We start from the raw sequence: 16,212 nt of genomic DNA, 5'->3' as shown, positions 1-16,212 counted from the left end.
GTACTCCCTCGGTCAGTACACGTCCCGCAGATATCTGCGCTCCGAGGCTAGCTGCTTCACCTGGGCGGCCGCCGCGTCGGGATCGAGCCCCCCGTGGGCGACCGCGATGTCGCGCAGGGCCCGGTCGACGTCCTTGGCCATGCGGGAGGCGTCGCCGCAGACGTAGAAGTGGGCGCCCTCGCGGAGCCAGGACCAGAGCTGGGCTCCGTGCTCGCGCATCCGGTCCTGGACGTAGACCTTGGCCCGCTGGTCCCGGGAGAAGGCGGTGTCCAGCCGGGTGAGGACGCCCGAGCGGCTCATCTCCTCGAGTTCCTCGCGGTAGTAGAAGTCCGTGGCGCGGTGCTGCTCGCCGAAGAACAGCCAGTTGGCGCCGGAGTGCCCGAGCGCCCGGCGTTCTTCCAGGAAGCCCAGGAACGGGGCTATGCCCGTACCGGGCCCGACCATGATCATCGGGGTGGCCGGGTCGGCGGGCGGGCTGAAGCGGTCGTTGCGCTGGACGAACACCGGGACGGTACTGTCCTGTTCGGCGTCGGCGAGGAAGGTCGAGGCGATGCCCTTGCGCATCCGGCCGCGGTGGCTCTCGTAGCGGATCACGGAGACGGTCAGCCGCATCCGGTGCGGGTCCGTGAGCGGGCTGGAGGCTATGGAGTACAGCCGGGGCCGGAGCGGTCCCAGCACGCCGGCCCAGGCGGCGGCCGTGGCCCGCACGGGATGTTCGGTCAGGACGTCGACGGCCTGCCTCCCCCAGGTCCACCGGTCCCGCTCGCCCTTGTTGTCGGGGCGCAGCAGCTTCTTCAGGAACCGGTCCCCCGTCTGCTCGGCGACCAGGCGCAGCAGGTCCGGGGTGATGCGGGCGATGTCCAGGTGGCGGTGCAGGGCGGTCTCGAGCGCGACCGGACCGTGCCCGGGGACGTCCACCTCGGCGGCGGGGTCGAGTCCGGTGACGGCGAGCCACTCGGCCACCAGGTCCGGCGAGTTGCGGGGCTGTATGCCCAGGGCGTCCCCGGCCGTGTACGTCAGGGGGGTGTCGGCGCCCCGCGTGTCGATCGTGAAGGCGCGGACCTCCTTCGTCGCGCCGGGCAGGCTCAGGAGGCGGTTGCCGGTGAGGAGGCCGGTGACGGGCGCGGCCCGGGAGAGGCGGGCGGCCCCCTCCTCGCCCGGGGTTCCCGTCGCCGCGGGCCGCGTGGTCGCCGCCCCCGACGTCCGTTCCGGAGTCGTCGCCTCCAGCGCCGCCCGGACCTCCTTGAGCCACTGTTCGAAGGGCTGTTCGTAGTCCGGTTCGCAGTCGGTGCGCGGGACCAGCCGCTCCGCGCCCAGTTCGCCGAACCGTTCGTCCAGCCGGCGGCCGTGGCCGCAGAAGTCGTCGTACGTGGAGTCGCCCAGCGCCAGGACGGCGTAGCGGACGCCCTCCAGTCGCGGGGTAGCGGGGGCGTTCAGCGACTCCCAGAAGCGCGAGCCGTTGTCGGGGGCGTCGCCGTCGCCGAAGGTGCTGGTGACGACGAGGAGATCGGCCGGGCTCGGCAGGGCGTCCGGCGTCCCGTCGTCCATGCCGAGGAGCGTGGTGCGGTATCCCTCGGCGGCCAGGGTGCGGGCGGCCGTCGCGGCGGCCTCCTCGGCGTTGCCGGTCTGTGAGGCCCACAGCACGACGACCGGGCGGCCCTGTTCCTCCGGGGCGACCGCCCGTGCCGCGGGCACGGTCCCGGGCGCAGGCGTCTCCGGGAGCCGGGAGCAGGCGCCGGCCAGCACGCCGTTGACCCACAGGGCGTGGTCCGGGGCGAACGGAGCGCCCGCCGGAAGCACGGGGGTGCCTTCAGGGCGGGTGCCGAGGCCCGCCAGGAATCCGGCCAGATAGCGGCGTTCCGCTGCGGTGAGGACGGGCGGGGCGATCTCCCCGAGCCCCAGGGCGGCCGCGAGGCCCACGGTGTCCGCACGGCCCACGGTGCTCGCGGGACCCGAGGCGCCCGCGGGACCCGGAGCGTCCGCGAGCCCGAGGGCGCCGGCGAGGGCGGGCCGCTGCGCCGCGGCGGGATCGGTGTGCACCGCCGGAGCGGCGACCCGCGCCAGGCGCACCGCGCACACCTTCAACTCGGGCTGGAAGGAGATCGGGTCGACCGCGTCGTTGGTCACGGCGTTCACGCCGAGGTACTCGCCGAACAGATCGTTCCAGTGGAACGGGGCGAAGCACTCCCCCACCGCGACCCGGTCGGTGATGCGGGCCGGGAGCACCGCGCGGCCGCGCCGTGAGGCGACCTCGACGCCGTCTCCCTCGGCGATGTCCAGGGCTGCCGCGTCGTCGGGGTGGATCTCCACGAACGGGCCGGGGTCCAGCCGGTTCAGTTTGGCGATCTTCGCGGTCTTGGTGAGGGTGTGCCACTGGTGCTGGAGCCGCCCGGTGTTGAGGAGATGCGGAAAGTCCTCGTCGGGCATCTCGGCCGGCGGCAGGTGCGGGCGGGCGTGGAAGACGGCCCGGCCGCCGGGCAGCGGGAAGGCGATCCTCGGCACGCTTCCGTCGGGCCGTACGGTCAGCTCCTGGCTGACGCCGTCGTTGAGGTAGCGCACGGGGTTGCGGGCCGGGCCGTCGGCGTCGGCGCTCGGCCACTGCACCGGCGTGCCGCGCAGCCGCTCGTATGTCACGCCGCGCAGGTCGTAGCCGGTGCGCGGGTTCCAGGCGCGGGTGATCTCCGCGAAGATCTCCTCGGCGCTCGTGTAGCCGAAGGCGTCCTCGTACCCCATGGCGCGGGCGACCTCCGCGATGATCCGCCAGTCCGGCCAGGCCTCGCCCGGCGGGTCGGTGGCGCGACGGGAGAGGGTGAGGGTGCGCTCCGAGTTGATCATCACCCCCTCGGACTCGGCCCAGAGGGCGGCGGGCAGGACGACGTCGGCGTACGCGTTGGTCTCGGTGTCGGCGAACACGTCCTGGGTGACGACGAACTCGGCGGCCTCGAGCCCCTCGATGACCGTCCGGCGGTTGGCGACCGAGGCGACCGGGTTGGTGCAGATGATCCAGCAGGCCTTGATCTCCCCCTCGGCCATCCGCCGGAACATGTCGACGGTGCCGCTGCCCGAGCCGTCCGCGCGCAGGGTGCCGGCCGGAATGCCCCACAGCTCCTCGGTGAAGGCGCGCTCCTCGTCGACCAGGACCGATCGCTGGCCGGGCAGTCCGGGACCCATGTAGCCCATCTCGCGTCCGCCCATGGCGTTGGGCTGCCCGGTGAGCGAGAACGGGCCGCTGCCGGGGCGGCAGATCGCCCCGGTCGCGAGGTGGAGGTTGATCAGCGCGTTGGTGTTCCAGGTGCCGTGGGTGCTCTGGTTGAGGCCCATCGTCCAGCAGCTCATCCACTCGCCCGCCTCGCCGATCCAGCGGGCCGCCTGCCGGAGGTCGGCCTCGGGTATGCCGGTGATCCCGGCCACGACGGCGGGCGGGTAGTCGCGGAGGAAGGCGGGCATCTGCTCCCAGCCCTCGGTGTGCTCGGCGATGAACGCGGGGTCGGTGTGCCCGTTCTCGACGAGCAGGTGCAGCAGTCCGTTGAGGAGGGCCAGGTCGGTGCCGGGCCGGATGCGGAGATACAGGTCGGCCTTGGCGGCGGTGGCGTTGCGCCGGGGGTCGACGACGATCAGCTTCGCGCCGGCCTTGACCCGCTCCATCATCCGCAGGAAGAGGATCGGATGGCAGTCGGCCATGTTCGCGCCGGTGACGAGGAAGACGTCGGCGTGCGCGAAGTCCTCGTAGGAGCCGGGCGGCCCGTCCGCGCCGAGGGACAGCTTGTAGCCGCTGCCCGCGCTCGCCATGCAGAGCCGGGAATTTGACTCAATGGTGTTGGTCCCGATGAAGCCCTTGGCCAGTTTGTTGGCGAGATACTGCGCCTCCAGCGTCATCTGACCGGAGACGTAGAAGGCCACCGCGTCGGGGCCGTGGGTGTCCAGCACGGACCGCAGCCGGCGCGCGGTCTCCGCGATGGCGGCGTCCCGGCCGAGCGGGGCGGGCTGCTCGCTGCGGTCGGCGCGGACCAGGGCGGTGGTCAGCCGGCCGGGGGCGGCGAGGAGGTCCGCTCCGGTCGCGCCCTTGGTGCACAGCCGGCCGGCGTTCGCCGGGTGCGCCTTGTCCCCCAAGGCCTTCACGACGGTGCGGCGGCCGTCCGGGCCGGTGGCGATGTCGAGGACGATCCCGCAGCCGACACCGCAGTACGAGCAGACCGTGCGCACCCGGTCGGTGGCGGGAGCATCCGGCGGGGACGGCACGGTCATGGGCGAGGCCCTTCGGGGGCGGGCGTTCCCGGGGGTACGCGGAGGTACACGCGGGTACGCAGGGCGGGCATCGGTCACCCCTCAATCTAGGAAGGGCCCGTTACCCGGGGATGACACCGGAGAAACAAGGCCGGTTACGTCCCCTGCACACCGTCCGGGGGCCGTCGGTGAGGCTCCCGGCGCCGGCCGGTGATCACGCGGGAACTTCCCGGGCGGGGCGGCCGACTACTGGAGAGACGCCGGGTGCGGGAGGCCCGCCCGGTGACGGAAGCGGCGGCCGGTGACGCAGACGGCTGCCGGGGTGACGCCCACTGGGGCCCTCGGGCCCGGGAGGAGACCGCGAGGCATGCACTGGTACGAGGACGATGCGCTCTGGTCCGATTTCGCCGCGACGATGTTCCCGCCGGCGCGGGCCGAGTCCGCCGCCGCCCTGGTCGGGGCCTCGCCTCTGCTGGACTTCCCACCGGGCGCCCGGGTGCTGGACCTGTGCTGCGGGCCGGGCCTCTTCGTGGTGCCGCTGGCCGCCCGGGGCTATGAGGTGACGGGGGTCGATCTGTCGCCCTCGATGCTGGCGGCGGCCCGTGCCGCCTGCAACGCGGCGGACGCCCGGGTCCGGCTGGAGCGCGCCGACATGCTCACGTACCAGGAGCCCGGCGCTTTCGACGTGGTGCTGAACGTCTTCACCTCCTTCGGCTACTTCGACGAGGCCGAGGACAACCTCCAGGTGCTCCGCAACGCCTACGCGAGCCTCGCGCCGGGCGGACAGCTCCTGGTGGACGTGATGGGCAAGGAGGTGCTGGCGGGCTGGATCGGACGGCCGAAGGCGGTCGACCTGCCCGACGGCGGCTACGTCGTCCAGCGCGACACCGTCCTCGACAGCTGGCGGCGGCTGCGCACCGACTGGACGCTGGTGCGCGGCACGACGGCGCGCACCGCCTCCCTCACCTCCTGGCTCTACTCGGCGGCCGAGCTGCACGCCCTCTTCGAGCTCGCGGGCTTCACCGGGGTGGAGTGCTTCGGCGGGTTCGACGCCTCCGGCTACGACCAGCGCTCGGACCGGCTCATCGTGCGCGGGCGGCGCACGTGAGGGCCGGGGCGGACGCCGCTCCGCGCACCGCCGGGCCGGACTCGGCTCCCCGCACCCCCTCCGGGACCGGCGCCGGTCCCCGCCCGGCACCCGCGACCGTCCACGAGCACATCACCGACGCGGTGAAGAGCCCGGACCTGATCCGGCTGACCGGCGACGTGGTCCTCGCCCGCTTCGAGACGATGAAGGTGTACGCGGCGCTCGGCGCGGTCCGTTCGCTGCTGCGCCGGGGCCGGGTGGTCCCCGGGCAGACCCTGGTCGACAGCTCCAGCGGGATCTACGCGCTGGCGCTCGCCATGGCCTGCCACCGCTACGGGCTGCGCTGCCACATCGTCGCCTCGACCACCGTGGACGTCACCATGCGCGCGCAGTTGGAGATCCTCGGCGCGACGGTCGACGCGATGCCGCCCTCGCAGAGCCTGCGTCTGGACCAGGAGCTGCGGGTGCGCCGGGTGCGGCGGCTGCTCGTGGAGCGGCCGGACTTCCACTGGATGCGGCAGTATCACGACGGGATCCACCACGAGGGCTACCGGGAATTCGCGGAGCTGCTCACCGGGGCGCTGCCCGAGGGCCCGCTGACCGTGGTGGGCGCGGTGGGCACGGGCGCCTCCACGGGCGGACTGGCCCGCGCGCTGCGGGAGTCGGGGCGGTCGGTGCGGCTGGTGGGCATCCAGCCGTTCGGCAGCGTGACCTTCGGGAGCGAGCGGTTCGAGGACCCGGAGGCGATCATCGCGGGCATCGGCAGCTCCATCCCGTTCGGGAACGTCCGGCACGAGCTGTACGACACCGTCCACTGGCTGGACTTCCGCCATGCGATGGCCGGTGCGGTCGGACTGCTGCGGGATCACGCGGTGTTCGCCGGCCTGTCCACCGGAGCGGCCCATCTGGCGGCGTCCTGGGAGGCGGCCCATGACCCCGGGCGGCTGCATCTGGTGCTGGGCGCCGACACCGGACACCGGTACGCGGAGCGGGTGTTCGCCCGTCATGCCGAGGCTCTGGACCCGGCCGGGCTGCGGCCCCGGACCATCGCGTCGCCGGCCGCCCTGCGGCCGCCGTGGTCGGTGATGGAGTGGGCCGGGCGCGCCGCTCCGGAGGCCGCCAGGACCGCCGAGGGCGATGCCCCCTCCCCCGTACCGACCGTGGAGCTGCTGCCATGACGATCGCCGCACTGGAGTCCCTGTCCTTCGGCCTGGGCCGGATGGCGGAGGCCGCCGCCGACGCGGGGCACCGGCTGTGCCTGCTGACCGGTGACCGCTCGGTGTACCGGCACGAGCTGGCGGTCCTGCCGCCGGACGCGCTGGACGTCGTCGACGTCGACACGGCGGATCCGGAGGCCACCCGTCGGGCCCTGGCCGCGGTGCCGGGCCTGGCCGGACTGATCAACACGACGGACACCTGGAGCCTGCCGGCCGCCGAACTGGCCGCCGGACTCGGCCTCCCGGGGGCGGATCCCCAGGCCGTGGGGCTGCTGCGGGACAAGCGCCGGGTCCGCGAGGCGCTCCACGCGCAGGGGTTGAGCCGCAGTGCGGCCGTAGCCGTCCCGCCGGGTCCCGAGGGCGCCGGGGAGGTGCTGCGGGCAGTGGGGCTGCCCGCGGTCCTGAAGGACTCGGCGGGAACCTCCTCCCGTCATGTGTGGATCGTGCACGACGAGGAGGCCCTGCACGAGGCGCTGGCGGCGGCCGGACGGCAGCGCCTGATCGGCACGCTGTTCGCCGAGGCCTTCCTCGCCGGTCCGCTGTACAGCGCGGAGACCCTGAGCTGGGAGGGGACCACCCGGCTGCTGGGGGTGCTGAGCCGCCAGACGTCGCGGGCCGCGGTGGTACGGGAGGAGGCGGCGGCGTTCCCGGTGGCGCTGCCCGAGGAGGAGCGGGCCGGGATCGAGGCCTGGGTGGGCCGGGTCCTGGCGGCGGCGGGGCACGCCCGCGGCTTCGCCCATGTGGAGTTCGTCCTGACGGCCGACGGACCCGAACTGGTGGAGATCAACCGCAGGATCGGCGGCGCGCTGGTCGGCGAGGTGCTGTGCCGCACGCTGCGGACCAATGTCTACACGGCGATGATGGACGAGGCGCTCGGCCGCCGCCCGGCGCTGCTGGACGCCCCGCTCGACGCCGGGGGACCCGCGTACGGCTTCGTCCTGGTGTACGCGGAGCGGCCCGGGGTGCTGAAGGGCTGGCTCGGACTCGACGAACTGGCCGCGTTCCCCGGGGCGGTGGAGTGGTTCCCGGTCCGCGAGCCCGGCGAGACCGTGGCCCATATCGGCGATCAGCGGGGCTGCACGGGCATGGTGCTGGCCGAGGCGCGGACGGCGGAGCTGGCCCAGCACCGGGCGTGGAGCGCGGCCGTCCGGGTCCGGCCGGTCGTCGCCGGGGCGCCGTGAGCCCGGGGAGGTGAGCCTCCGGCTGCCGGGCGGGGCTCCGAAGGCGGGGACGGCGCGTGCCGGGACGGCCCGGCCGCCGCTCACCGGCCCCCAGCGGTTTCTGCTGGGCGGCTCGTTCCTGATCACGCTGGGCAGCTTCGCCGTGCTGCCCTATGTGTCGGTGCTGCTCCACCAGCGGCTCGGCCTCGGGCTCGGCACGGTCGGCTTCGTGCTGGCCGTCGCCTCGCTGATCCAGTTCGCCGGGGGTGTGGTCGCGGGGCCGCTGGTCGGGCGGATCGGGCTGCGGCGCGCGATGCTGCTGGCGCTGGCGCTGCGCACGGCGGGGTTCGCCGCGTTCGTCCCCGGGCTGACCAGTCCGGTCCTCGCCGTCGGGGCGCTGCTGCTGGTGTCGGCGGGCGCGGCGCTGTATCTCCCGGCGAACAAGGCGTACCTGGTGGACGGGGTGCCCCCGGCGCAGCGGCCCCGGCTGCTGTCGGCGAGCGGTTCGGCGTTCAACGCGGGGATGGCGCTGGGCCCTCCGGCCGCGGCGCCGCTCGTCATGGGCTCCCCCGGGGTGCTGTTCTCCTGTGTCGCCGTGCTGTTCGCGCTCGTCGGGGCCGGGCACGCGCTGCTGCCGGCCGGCGCGGCGGACCGGCCCCTCGACGGGCCCGCCGCCGGTCCGGGGCGGGAGGCCGCCGCGCCGCGCCCCGGGCCTGCGCCGTTCGTGGTGACCGTGCTGAGCGTGTACGCGTTCATGTTCTTCCAGCACTATCTGGCGCTGTACGCGGTCCCCCGGACGTCGGCGGCCTTCTACGGGGCCGTCCTGGCGGGGTACGCGGCCCTTCTCGTCGTCGCCCAGCCGCTGCTGGCGGAGCGGGTCGCCGCACTGGGCTACCCGGCCGCGCTGCGGTGGGGCTTCGGCGCGATGGCGGCGGGCATGGCGGCGATCGGCGTCGGGGGGTACGCGGGGATCGCGGTGGGCGGGGTGCTGCTGTGTCTCGGGGAGATCGTGCTCTTCCTGAAGAACGACCTGGAGGCGCTGGCCCGTTCGACGGCTGCCCCGGCGAGCGTGTTCGGGCGGCAGCGGCTGGCGGCGGGGATCGGCGCGTTCGCCAGCGGGGTGGTGGGCGGTCAGCTGTACGGGGCGGCGGAGGCGGCGGGCTCGGCGCGGGGGTTCTGGGCGGCGGTCTGCCTCCAGTGCCTGCTGCTGCCGGTGCTCCTGCTCCGCCGCCGTGCCGCCCGGGACCCCGAAGGATCCCGGGCGGACACCGCGTAGCGCCTTCGGTCCCGGCCGGACGTGTCAGGCCGATGCGGGGAGCGGGCCCCGGTGCGTGTCGGCCGGCTCCGCGCGCCACTGCCCGGCGAGTTCGCGGCGGGCGCGCGCCACGCGGGAGCGCACCGTGCCGATCGGGCAGCCGGCGGCGGCCGCGGCCTCCTCGTAGGAGGCGCCCAGCAGTTGGGTGAGGACGAAGGCCTGGCGGCGTGCCGGGTCCAGGCGGCGCAGGGCGTCCAGCACCGCGGCGGACTCCTCGAATCCGGGCAGGTGGCGGGGCTGGGCGCGTTCCGCCGCGGTCTGCCAGTCCGCGGTGTCGGCGGTCCGGGGGCGCACGGCGGCGGCCCGGTGCCGGTCGATGACCACGCGCCGCGCGATCGACATCAGCCAGGTCCGGGCGCAGGAACGCCCCGCGAACCGGGCCAGTCCGCTCATCGCCCGGAGGTAGGTCTCCTGGGCCAGGTCGTCGGCGCCCGGGACGTCGGAGCTGAGGTAGGCGACGAATCTGCGGACGTCCTCGTAGGTCGCCCGGACGAAGCGGTCGGCGGCCTCCCGGTCCCCACCGCCCGCGGCCAGCGCCCAGTCGGTGATCTGCCCGTCGTTCTGCCGGGCGGCCGGGACCCGGGGCCGGGACGGACGGGGGGCGGACACCCGGATGACCGGCGGCCGGTGGGCGGGCGCCCGTACGGACGGCGCGGCGGCGGGTACGGCGGTGGCGGCCGGCGGTCGAACGGGGGCCGGCAGCGCGACCACGGGTCGCGCTGGGGTCGGCAGCACGGCGACCGGTGGTGCGGCGGCCGGTTGTGCGGGGGCCGGTAGCGCGGGGGCAGGAAGTGTCACAGCAGTCCTTCGCGTCCTTGCGGAGCCGCGGCAGCGGTGGCCCGGCTCCGGCGGCCGGTCCCGGACGCCGCTGGGGGCGGCCCGGAGAACCGGCATGCCTGTCACGGGTGTGCGCGGGGCGCACACCCGTACCGCCTCCGGCGCAGAGCGGCCGGGCAGCGGATGGAGGTCAGAGGAGGCGGAGGGAGAGCGGTGGCCCGCGCCGGGATATGGCGTGCCGGGTCAGAAGGTCCTGGGGGCGGCGGCCGGGCCGGCGACGGGTGCGCCGCCGGGCGGGCGGCGCCGGGGCGGGCGGCGTCGCGGACCACAGGCGCCAGGCCGTCCGCAGCGGCGCGCGGACGAACAGCACCAGACAGCGGCCCAGCCGGGCGAGGGCGACCTCGCCGCGCCACAGCCACCAGCCGCAGATCAGCCCGGCCACCGCGTGGGCGGCGGCCATGCCGAGGGTGAACACCGCGCCGTCGAAGGCGGCCAGAAGCCCCATCAGGTCCGACGAACCGCCGATCGGGGCCGCGTGCGCGGAGTGGTTCATCGCGTCCGACGCACGATGCCCGCCGCCCGCGTGGTGCGCGCCGGAACCGGACGGCAGCCAGGATCCGGCGGCGGCGAAGAAGGCATGCAGCCCCAACTGGCCCAGGACATGGGCCGCGACGGTCGCCGGAGCGCCCCGCGCCCGCCCTGCGAGCCACCATCCCGTCGCACTCACCGGCAGCAGGGCGGCGGCCTGGACGAGGAGGGGCAGGGGCGCGCCCGACATCAGCGCGTGACCGAGTCCGGACACGACGACGCACACCACGGCGAACAGCGCGGTGCGCCCGAGTCGGAGTGCGGTTCCGGCTCCCATGGCGCCCATCGTGCCAGCCGCCCCCGCCCCGGAGAGAAGAGCACCAGATGCCGAAACAGCAGGAGTTCGCCTCGTTTGCCCCACCAACACCACGGTGTGATCCATGTCACACAGACCTGGCGGGAACTTTCCCCGCCCGCCGCCCGACTGCTCCAACAACGCGTCTGCTCACGCCTCGTGGCCCGGGGCCGTCGCATCCGCCCCCGCCAGTCGATGCCCCCGCCCCGAAGAGGCCGCATGACGAATCCGCCCCCCACTCCCGATCCGGCGGCGGCCGCCGCCGAAACGCCCGGCAGTACCGCGCCGGCCACCGAAGGGCCGGACGCCACGGCCACCGGCAGGGACGCACCCGAGGACGGCCGGCTCCCCGGCCCCCGGCAGTCGGGAGAGCCCAGACGGCCGACGCTCCGTTCCGACCTGCGGGCCTCCTGGCCCGACGGGCTGGTGGCGCTCGTCATCACCGCGGCGATCTTCGTCCTGCTCTACCTACGCATCCGCAACAAGACCTCCTCCACGGTCACCGTGATGCCGTTCATGGCCGACGCGGGCGGCTTCTGGATCTACTTCCTCAGCCAGGCGTTCGGCTGGTCCGCGCTGCTCTGGGCCTGGGGGACCGTCATCCTCGGGCTGATGCTGTCCGGGCCGCGCCCGAGCCGTCTGCCGCTGTCGGGCCCCCGGCTGGAGCGCCTGCACCGCACCACGAGTCTCAACACCATCGCCTTGATCGCGGCCCACGCCCTGCTGTTCGGGGCCGAACTGGTCCGCCACGACACGGCGGCCTGGAACTCGGCCGTGGCCACCGCCTTCGTCGAGGCGTTCGTCCCCGGCGGCTACGCATCCGGGACCGGGCGGATCGCCATCCCGATCGGCCAGGCCGCCCTGTACCTCGCGATCCCGCTCGGCCTGCTCTTCTACGTACGCCACCGCATCGGCCCCCGGACCTGGCGGGTACTGCACCGCTGCGTGATCGTCGTCTACGTCCTGAGCGTCTGGCACACCCTGCTGTACGGGACCAACGTCTGGTACGACGGCTGGTTCCGCACCGGCGTCTGGCTGCTCCAGCTCCCGATCGCCGCGCTGCTGCTCCTGCGGCTGCTGCGGCCCGCCCGCCGCTCCGAGAAGCTGCCCGGCCGGCCCGGGGCGACCGCCGGGGCCCGCACGGGGTGGGCCCTGCGCCTCGGCGGCCGGCTCGCGGTGGTGGCGGTCCTGGCGGCGCTGATCGCCGTCGTGGCCGGCGGCCGCGACGGCGGGCGCAGCGTGCCCCCCGACGACACCTCCTCCACCCACAACCACGACTGAGACGCCCCCCGCCACTACGGGTGAGCGGCCGTCCACCACCGCCGGGGAGCGCCGCTCACCACCGGGAACTCCGTCCGCCCGGCGGCTTCCGCTCGCCGATGATCGGTTCCAACAGCCTCGCCACCACGTCGATGGCGAGCCCTGACGGTGATCGGCCGTCGCGGGGGCGGCGCGTCACTCGGTCTCGGGCTGTCCCCGGTGTCGCAGACGGCGGTCACGCACGCGCCGGGACCGGTCGCCGTCGTGCCCTGCCGATCGCTCGCCCCGCGCCCCGCCGCGTCGCGCCACGCGTCCCGTTCACGCCAGGGCCTTGGCCTGGCGGGCGGCTTGACCGAGACTTGACCAATGACACAGCGTGTGGCGCTCGCGACAGTGATGGACCGGCTTGCCATCGATGCGGTGATCACCGGGTATGCGGTGGCCGTCGACGACGGGGCCTGGTCGGACTACGGCGCCCTGTTCACCCCGGACGGCCGCGCGGACTACCGGGGCGCGGGCGGCGTGGAGGGCCCGGCCGACGAGATCGCCCGGTGGCTCGCGGAGACGATGCGCCTCTTCCCCGTACGCCAGCACCTGATCGTCAACCGACTGATCGAACTGGAGGACCTGGGCGGCTATACGGGCGACCGGGCCGTGGTGCGGGCGGATTACCTCAATCCGATGTGCCTGGCTGGCAAGGCGGCGAGCGGCCCGGACGCCGACGCCCCGGGGGAGCCCGGATCCGGGCCGCCCGGCGGCGCCACGCCCGACTTCGTGACCGGCGGCCGCTACACCTTCGAGCTGCACCGCGCCGAACCGAACTGGCTGATCCGGACGGTCACCGTCCACGAGAAGTGGCGCCGGGCGCCCGGCGCGTAGGGCCTCCTCCCTCCGGACGCTCCGGTCGGCGGGGCCCGGTCGCCGTGCCCCGCTCGGCCGTGTCCTGTGTCCGGCGGGGATCAGCTCCCCCACACTGGGTATCCAGGGGTTGACGCGGTGACGGCGAACACCCGTCCGCGCACGACCGAGGAGGGCACGGCATGCGAATCCGGGGCGGGCGTCTCCCGGTCGGCCGGAAGACGGCCGACACCTCCGGTGGCGGGCCGGAAGCCCACGGCGCGGGGCCGCTCGCGTCCCCCTGGGGCCGTGGTGCGGCGGCGCTGCTGGCCGGGGCGCTGCCCGCGCTCGCCTTTCCCGCGCCCGGACTCTGGTGGTTCGCCCCGGTGGCGCTGGTGCCCTGGCTGCTGCTGATCCGCACGGCTCCCTCGCCCCGCCGGGCGGCGCTGGACGGCTGGATCGGCGGCATCGGGTTCGTCATCGCCGTGCACCACTGGCTGATGCCGAGCCTCCATGTCTTCATCGTGCTGCTGGCCGCCCTGCTCGGGCTGCTCTGGGCCCCCTGGGGGCTGCTGGTGTCGCGACTGCTCGGCGGGGCGCCTTCCGCGCGGCGTGCCGTGGCCGCCGTGGCCGCCGTGCCCTCCGGGTGGCTGATGATCGAGCTGATCCGTTCCTGGGAGGGGCTCGGCGGGCCCTGGGGGCTGCTCGGCGCGAGTCAGTGGGAGGTCGCCCCGGCCCTGCGGGTGGCCTCGGTCGGCGGGGTGTGGCTGGTGAGCCTGCTGGTGCTCGCGGTGAACACCGGTGCGGCGCTGCTGATCGCCGCTCCCGCCGCCCGCGCGACCGCCGGGGTCCTGCTGCTGGTCTGCGCCCTGTCCGTCACGGCGATGTGGGTCTGGGCGCCCCGGCCGGAGACCACCGGCACGGTCAGGATCGCCGTCGTGCAGCCGGGCGTCGTGGCGGGGCCGGGAAGTGTCGGGCGCCGCCTCGACCGGGGCGAGGAGCTGACCCGTTCGCTGGAGGGCCGGGGCGTGGACCTGGTGGTGTGGGGTGAGAGCAGCATCGGGGCGGGTGCGTGGCAGCGCCCGGAGACCGTGCGGCGGCTGGCGGCGCTGTCCCGCCGGGTCGGCGCGGATCTGCTGGTCAATGTGGACGCCCCGCGGACGGACGACTCGGGGCGGTCGGGGATCTTCAAGTCGGCGGTGCTCGTGGGTCCCGACGGGCCGACCGGGGATCGCTACGACAAGATGCGGCTGGTCCCGTTCGGCGAGTACGTCCCGGCCCGCTCCCTGCTGGGGTGGGCGACCTCCGTGGGCAAGGCGGCGGGCGAGGACCGGCTGCGCGGCGACCGCCAGGTGGTGATGACCCTGCCGGACGGGGGGCCGCGGATCGGTCCGCTGGTCTGCTTCGAGTCGGCGTTCCCCGACATGAGCCGGGGGCTGGTCCGCGACGGTGCGCAGGTGCTGGTCGCCCAGTCCGCCACCTCGACGTTCCAGGACAGCTGGGCCCCGGCCCAGCACGCGTCGCTGGGGGCGCTGCGGGCCGCCGAGAACGGCCGCCCGATGGTCCACGCGACCCTCACCGGGATCAGTGCGGCGTACGGGCCCCGGGGGGAGCGGGTGGGCCGCCCGCTCGGCACGGACGCGAGCGCGGCAGGGGTGTTCGACCTGCCGCTGGCGCGCGGGACCACGCTCTACGGCCGGTTCGGCGACTGGCCGGTGTACGGGGCGCTTGCGGTGCTGGCCGTGCTGTGCGGCGTCGAGGGGCTGCGGGCGCTCAGGAGGCCTGCTCCAGCGCCTCCCGGACCACCCGCTCGCACAGCTCATGGGTCGCCAGGGCGTCCCGGGCGCTGAGCGTCTCGCCCCGGCGCACGGCGTCGAGGAAGGCGTGCACGCAGGCTTCGATGCCGCGCTGCCGGGCCACGGGGACCCAGTCGCCGCGCCGCCGCACGCTGGGCTGGCCCTTGTGGTCGATGACGTCCGCGAGGTTGAGCACCTGGCGCTTGGTGTCCTGGCCGGAGACTTCGAGGATCTCCTCGGTCGATCCGTTCAGCCGGTTCATCATGCCGATCGCGGTGAATCCCTCGCCGGACAGGTGGAGCACCACGTGGTGCATCAGCCCGTCCACGATCCGGGCCCGCACGGTGGTGTGGTCGACGGTGCCCGGGACCAGGAAGCGCAGGGTGTCGACGACGTGGATGAAGTCGTCGAGGATCATGGACCGGGGGTCCTCGGGCAGCCCGACCCGGTTCTTCTGCATCAGCACCAGCTCGCGCGGGTGCTCCGCGCACTGTGCGTAGCCGGGGGCGAAGCGGCGGTTGAAGCCGACGGCGAGGCTGACGCCGCGTTCCTCGGCGAGGTTCACCAGCCGTTCGGACGCGGCGAACTCGTAGGCGATCGGCTTGTCGACATAGGTGGCGACGCCGGCTTCGATGAGCCGTTCCACGATCTGCGGGTGCACGGCGGTCGGGGCGTGCACGAACGCGGCGTCCAGCCCTGCGGCGAGGAGGGAGTCGAGGGTCGTGTGCCGGCCGGCCGCCGGGATGCGGTGGGCGTCGCCGACCGCGTGGAGTGTGGTGGGGGTGCGGGTCTGCAGATGCAGTTCGACCCCCGGTACGGCGGTGAGCACCGGAAGGTACGCCTTCTGCGCGATGTCGCCGAGTCCGATGCAACCGATCTTCACGAGGTCTCCCTGTCGCCGTGCGGTGCCGCTGTTCCCGCCCCGGCAGCATACGTCGCCCCGCCCCTCGGCCCTTCTCCCGATCCGCTCACAAAACCCCTGGCCAGACCCATGATCGTGGGCTCCATGGCGCTGCCGTCCGCCGCGTTCGCCCTGCTCGCCCTCGTACGCACCCGGGCGACCGACGGCCGTCTCTCCCGGCGGGCGCGGTCCGGGGCGTCGTGCTGACCGGGTCACTCGTGCGGGCCATTACCCGCCCACCGGCTCCCCCGGGGCCGGGCCGCACCGCAGAGTTACCCGGGTGCAGAGAACCAGAATCGCCGCGAAACTCCTGGTCGGGGTAGCGGTCACGGCCGTCTCCGGCTGCGTCTCGGTGGAGCCCGGGGCCCCTCCTTCCCCGCGTCCGGGGGTCGCCGGGCCGGTCCAGGACGTGGCCCCGCAGATCGTGCAGCCGCCCGCCCGCGAGGCGCTGGAGGTCGTGCCGGAGCCGAGCCCGTCGGCCGCCCGGCCGTCCTCCCCCGCGCCCCCGGCCGCCGGCTCCCCCGCGGACGGCCGGCGCACCGGACCCGGAGGGGCCGCCCGCCCGCGGGAGCCCGTGGACCCGCGGCAGCGGCGGACGCCTCACCGGGTCCCGGACGTCCCGTCCGTCACCGTGCCCGCCGTGCCGCGCTCCCCCGGCGGCGGGGCGGACGTCTGCGCGCTCGGCCGGGGGTACGGCGGCTGGCCCGCGGGCAGTCCGCAGGCCCGCATCTGCTCGGAGACGTACGGTCGCTGAC

The 16,212-nt window shown here is 74.9% G+C and carries 12 protein-coding genes and 1 pseudogene; 9 read left to right on the top strand and 4 right to left on the bottom strand.

The window, feature by feature from the left end:
* Positions 1 to 12: 12 nt before the first annotated feature.
* Positions 13 to 4,245 carry a molybdopterin-dependent oxidoreductase gene (locus tag ACH4UK_RS30300; protein ID WP_398361387.1) on the bottom strand — a complete coding sequence of 1,411 codons (4,233 nt, stop codon included), beginning with the start codon at positions 4,243 to 4,245 and terminating at the stop codon, positions 13 to 15.
* 346 nt (positions 4,246 to 4,591) lie between these two features.
* Between ACH4UK_RS30300 and ACH4UK_RS30295 the strand changes: the two genes are divergently transcribed.
* Genes ACH4UK_RS30295 through ACH4UK_RS30280 form a run of 4 tightly spaced genes read left to right on the top strand, consistent with a single transcriptional unit; the run spans position 4,592 to position 8,964 of the window.
* Positions 4,592 to 5,332, top strand: coding sequence for a class I SAM-dependent methyltransferase (locus tag ACH4UK_RS30295; RefSeq protein WP_398361385.1), 741 nt, complete (start codon positions 4,592 to 4,594; stop codon positions 5,330 to 5,332).
* Positions 5,329 to 6,489, top strand: coding sequence for a pyridoxal-phosphate dependent enzyme (locus ACH4UK_RS30290; RefSeq protein ID WP_398361383.1), 1,161 nt, complete (start codon positions 5,329 to 5,331; stop codon positions 6,487 to 6,489). Before ACH4UK_RS30295 ends, ACH4UK_RS30290 begins: the two co-directional genes overlap by 4 nt.
* Complete coding sequence (locus ACH4UK_RS30285) at positions 6,486 to 7,709, top strand: ATP-grasp domain-containing protein (RefSeq protein WP_398361381.1); 1,224 nt, start codon at positions 6,486 to 6,488, stop codon at positions 7,707 to 7,709. The genes ACH4UK_RS30290 and ACH4UK_RS30285 overlap by 4 nt, the downstream gene beginning before the upstream one ends.
* 22 nt (positions 7,710 to 7,731) lie before the next feature.
* Entirely contained in the window at positions 7,732 to 8,964 is a 1,233-nt protein-coding gene (locus ACH4UK_RS30280; RefSeq protein ID WP_398361858.1) for an MFS transporter, read from the top strand.
* Positions 8,965 to 8,988: 24 nt separating this feature from the next.
* Here ACH4UK_RS30280 and ACH4UK_RS30275 read toward each other — a convergent pair whose 3' ends face one another.
* Positions 8,989 to 9,612, bottom strand: coding sequence for a sigma-70 family RNA polymerase sigma factor (locus ACH4UK_RS30275; RefSeq protein WP_398361856.1), 624 nt, complete (start codon positions 9,610 to 9,612; stop codon positions 8,989 to 8,991).
* A gap of 358 nt (positions 9,613 to 9,970) precedes the next feature.
* The gene (locus ACH4UK_RS30270; protein WP_398361379.1) at positions 9,971 to 10,645 is read right to left on the bottom strand and encodes a hypothetical protein; all 675 of its coding nucleotides are present in this window, start codon (positions 10,643 to 10,645) and stop codon (positions 9,971 to 9,973) included.
* A gap of 237 nt (positions 10,646 to 10,882) precedes the next feature.
* Here ACH4UK_RS30270 and ACH4UK_RS30265 point away from each other — a divergent pair, with 237 nt between their 5' ends.
* The 4 genes and pseudogenes from ACH4UK_RS30265 (at position 10,883) to lnt (ending at position 14,610) form a co-directional block, all read left to right on the top strand.
* Positions 10,883 to 11,944, top strand: coding sequence for a ferric reductase-like transmembrane domain-containing protein (locus ACH4UK_RS30265; RefSeq protein WP_398361377.1), 1,062 nt, complete (start codon positions 10,883 to 10,885; stop codon positions 11,942 to 11,944).
* Between the two features lie 138 nt (positions 11,945 to 12,082).
* A pseudogene (locus tag ACH4UK_RS30260) lies at positions 12,083 to 12,196 on the top strand (universal stress protein); the annotation flags it as partial.
* Positions 12,197 to 12,289: 93 nt separating this feature from the next.
* Positions 12,290 to 12,802 carry a nuclear transport factor 2 family protein gene (locus ACH4UK_RS30255; protein ID WP_398361375.1) on the top strand — a complete coding sequence of 171 codons (513 nt, stop codon included), beginning with the start codon at positions 12,290 to 12,292 and terminating at the stop codon, positions 12,800 to 12,802.
* A 161-nt stretch (positions 12,803 to 12,963) separates the two neighbouring features.
* Positions 12,964 to 14,610, top strand: coding sequence for an apolipoprotein N-acyltransferase (gene lnt, locus ACH4UK_RS30250; protein WP_398361373.1), 1,647 nt, complete (start codon positions 12,964 to 12,966; stop codon positions 14,608 to 14,610).
* On the opposite strand, the gene ACH4UK_RS30245 is transcribed toward lnt, so the two are convergent.
* Positions 14,534 to 15,439 (bottom strand): Gfo/Idh/MocA family protein, encoded by a 906-nt coding sequence (locus ACH4UK_RS30245; protein WP_398361371.1) that lies wholly within the window; start codon positions 15,437 to 15,439, stop codon positions 14,534 to 14,536. The genes lnt and ACH4UK_RS30245 overlap by 77 nt on opposite strands.
* Before the next feature lie 298 nt (positions 15,440 to 15,737).
* Between ACH4UK_RS30245 and ACH4UK_RS30240 the strand changes: the two genes are divergently transcribed.
* Positions 15,738 to 16,211 carry a hypothetical protein gene (locus ACH4UK_RS30240; RefSeq protein WP_398361369.1) on the top strand — a complete coding sequence of 158 codons (474 nt, stop codon included), beginning with the start codon at positions 15,738 to 15,740 and terminating at the stop codon, positions 16,209 to 16,211.
* Position 16,212: the final 1 nt, after the last annotated feature.

It is taken from the genome of Streptomyces sp. NPDC020884, from assembly GCF_044333935.1.
GTDB lineage: Bacteria > Actinomycetota > Actinomycetes > Streptomycetales > Streptomycetaceae > Streptomyces.
The sequence above is the reverse complement of the archived record's forward strand: the minus strand, read 5'-3'. Positions and strand labels throughout refer to the sequence as shown.

Excerpts from the sequence above, each read along its gene's own strand:
- ACH4UK_RS30285 (WP_398361381.1), top strand. The coding sequence starts at position 6,486 with ATGACGATCGCCGCACTGGAGTCCCTGTCCTTCGGCCTGGGCCGGATG.
- ACH4UK_RS30265 (WP_398361377.1), top strand. The coding sequence starts at position 10,883 with ATGACGAATCCGCCCCCCACTCCCGATCCGGCGGCGGCCGCCGCCGAA.
- ACH4UK_RS30300 (WP_398361387.1), bottom strand. The coding sequence starts at position 4,245 with ATGACCGTGCCGTCCCCGCCGGATGCTCCCGCCACCGACCGGGTGCGC.
- lnt (WP_398361373.1), top strand. The coding sequence starts at position 12,964 with ATGCGAATCCGGGGCGGGCGTCTCCCGGTCGGCCGGAAGACGGCCGAC.
- ACH4UK_RS30295 (WP_398361385.1), top strand. The coding sequence starts at position 4,592 with ATGCACTGGTACGAGGACGATGCGCTCTGGTCCGATTTCGCCGCGACG.
- ACH4UK_RS30255 (WP_398361375.1), top strand. The coding sequence starts at position 12,290 with ATGACACAGCGTGTGGCGCTCGCGACAGTGATGGACCGGCTTGCCATC.
- ACH4UK_RS30270 (WP_398361379.1), bottom strand. The coding sequence starts at position 10,645 with ATGGGAGCCGGAACCGCACTCCGACTCGGGCGCACCGCGCTGTTCGCC.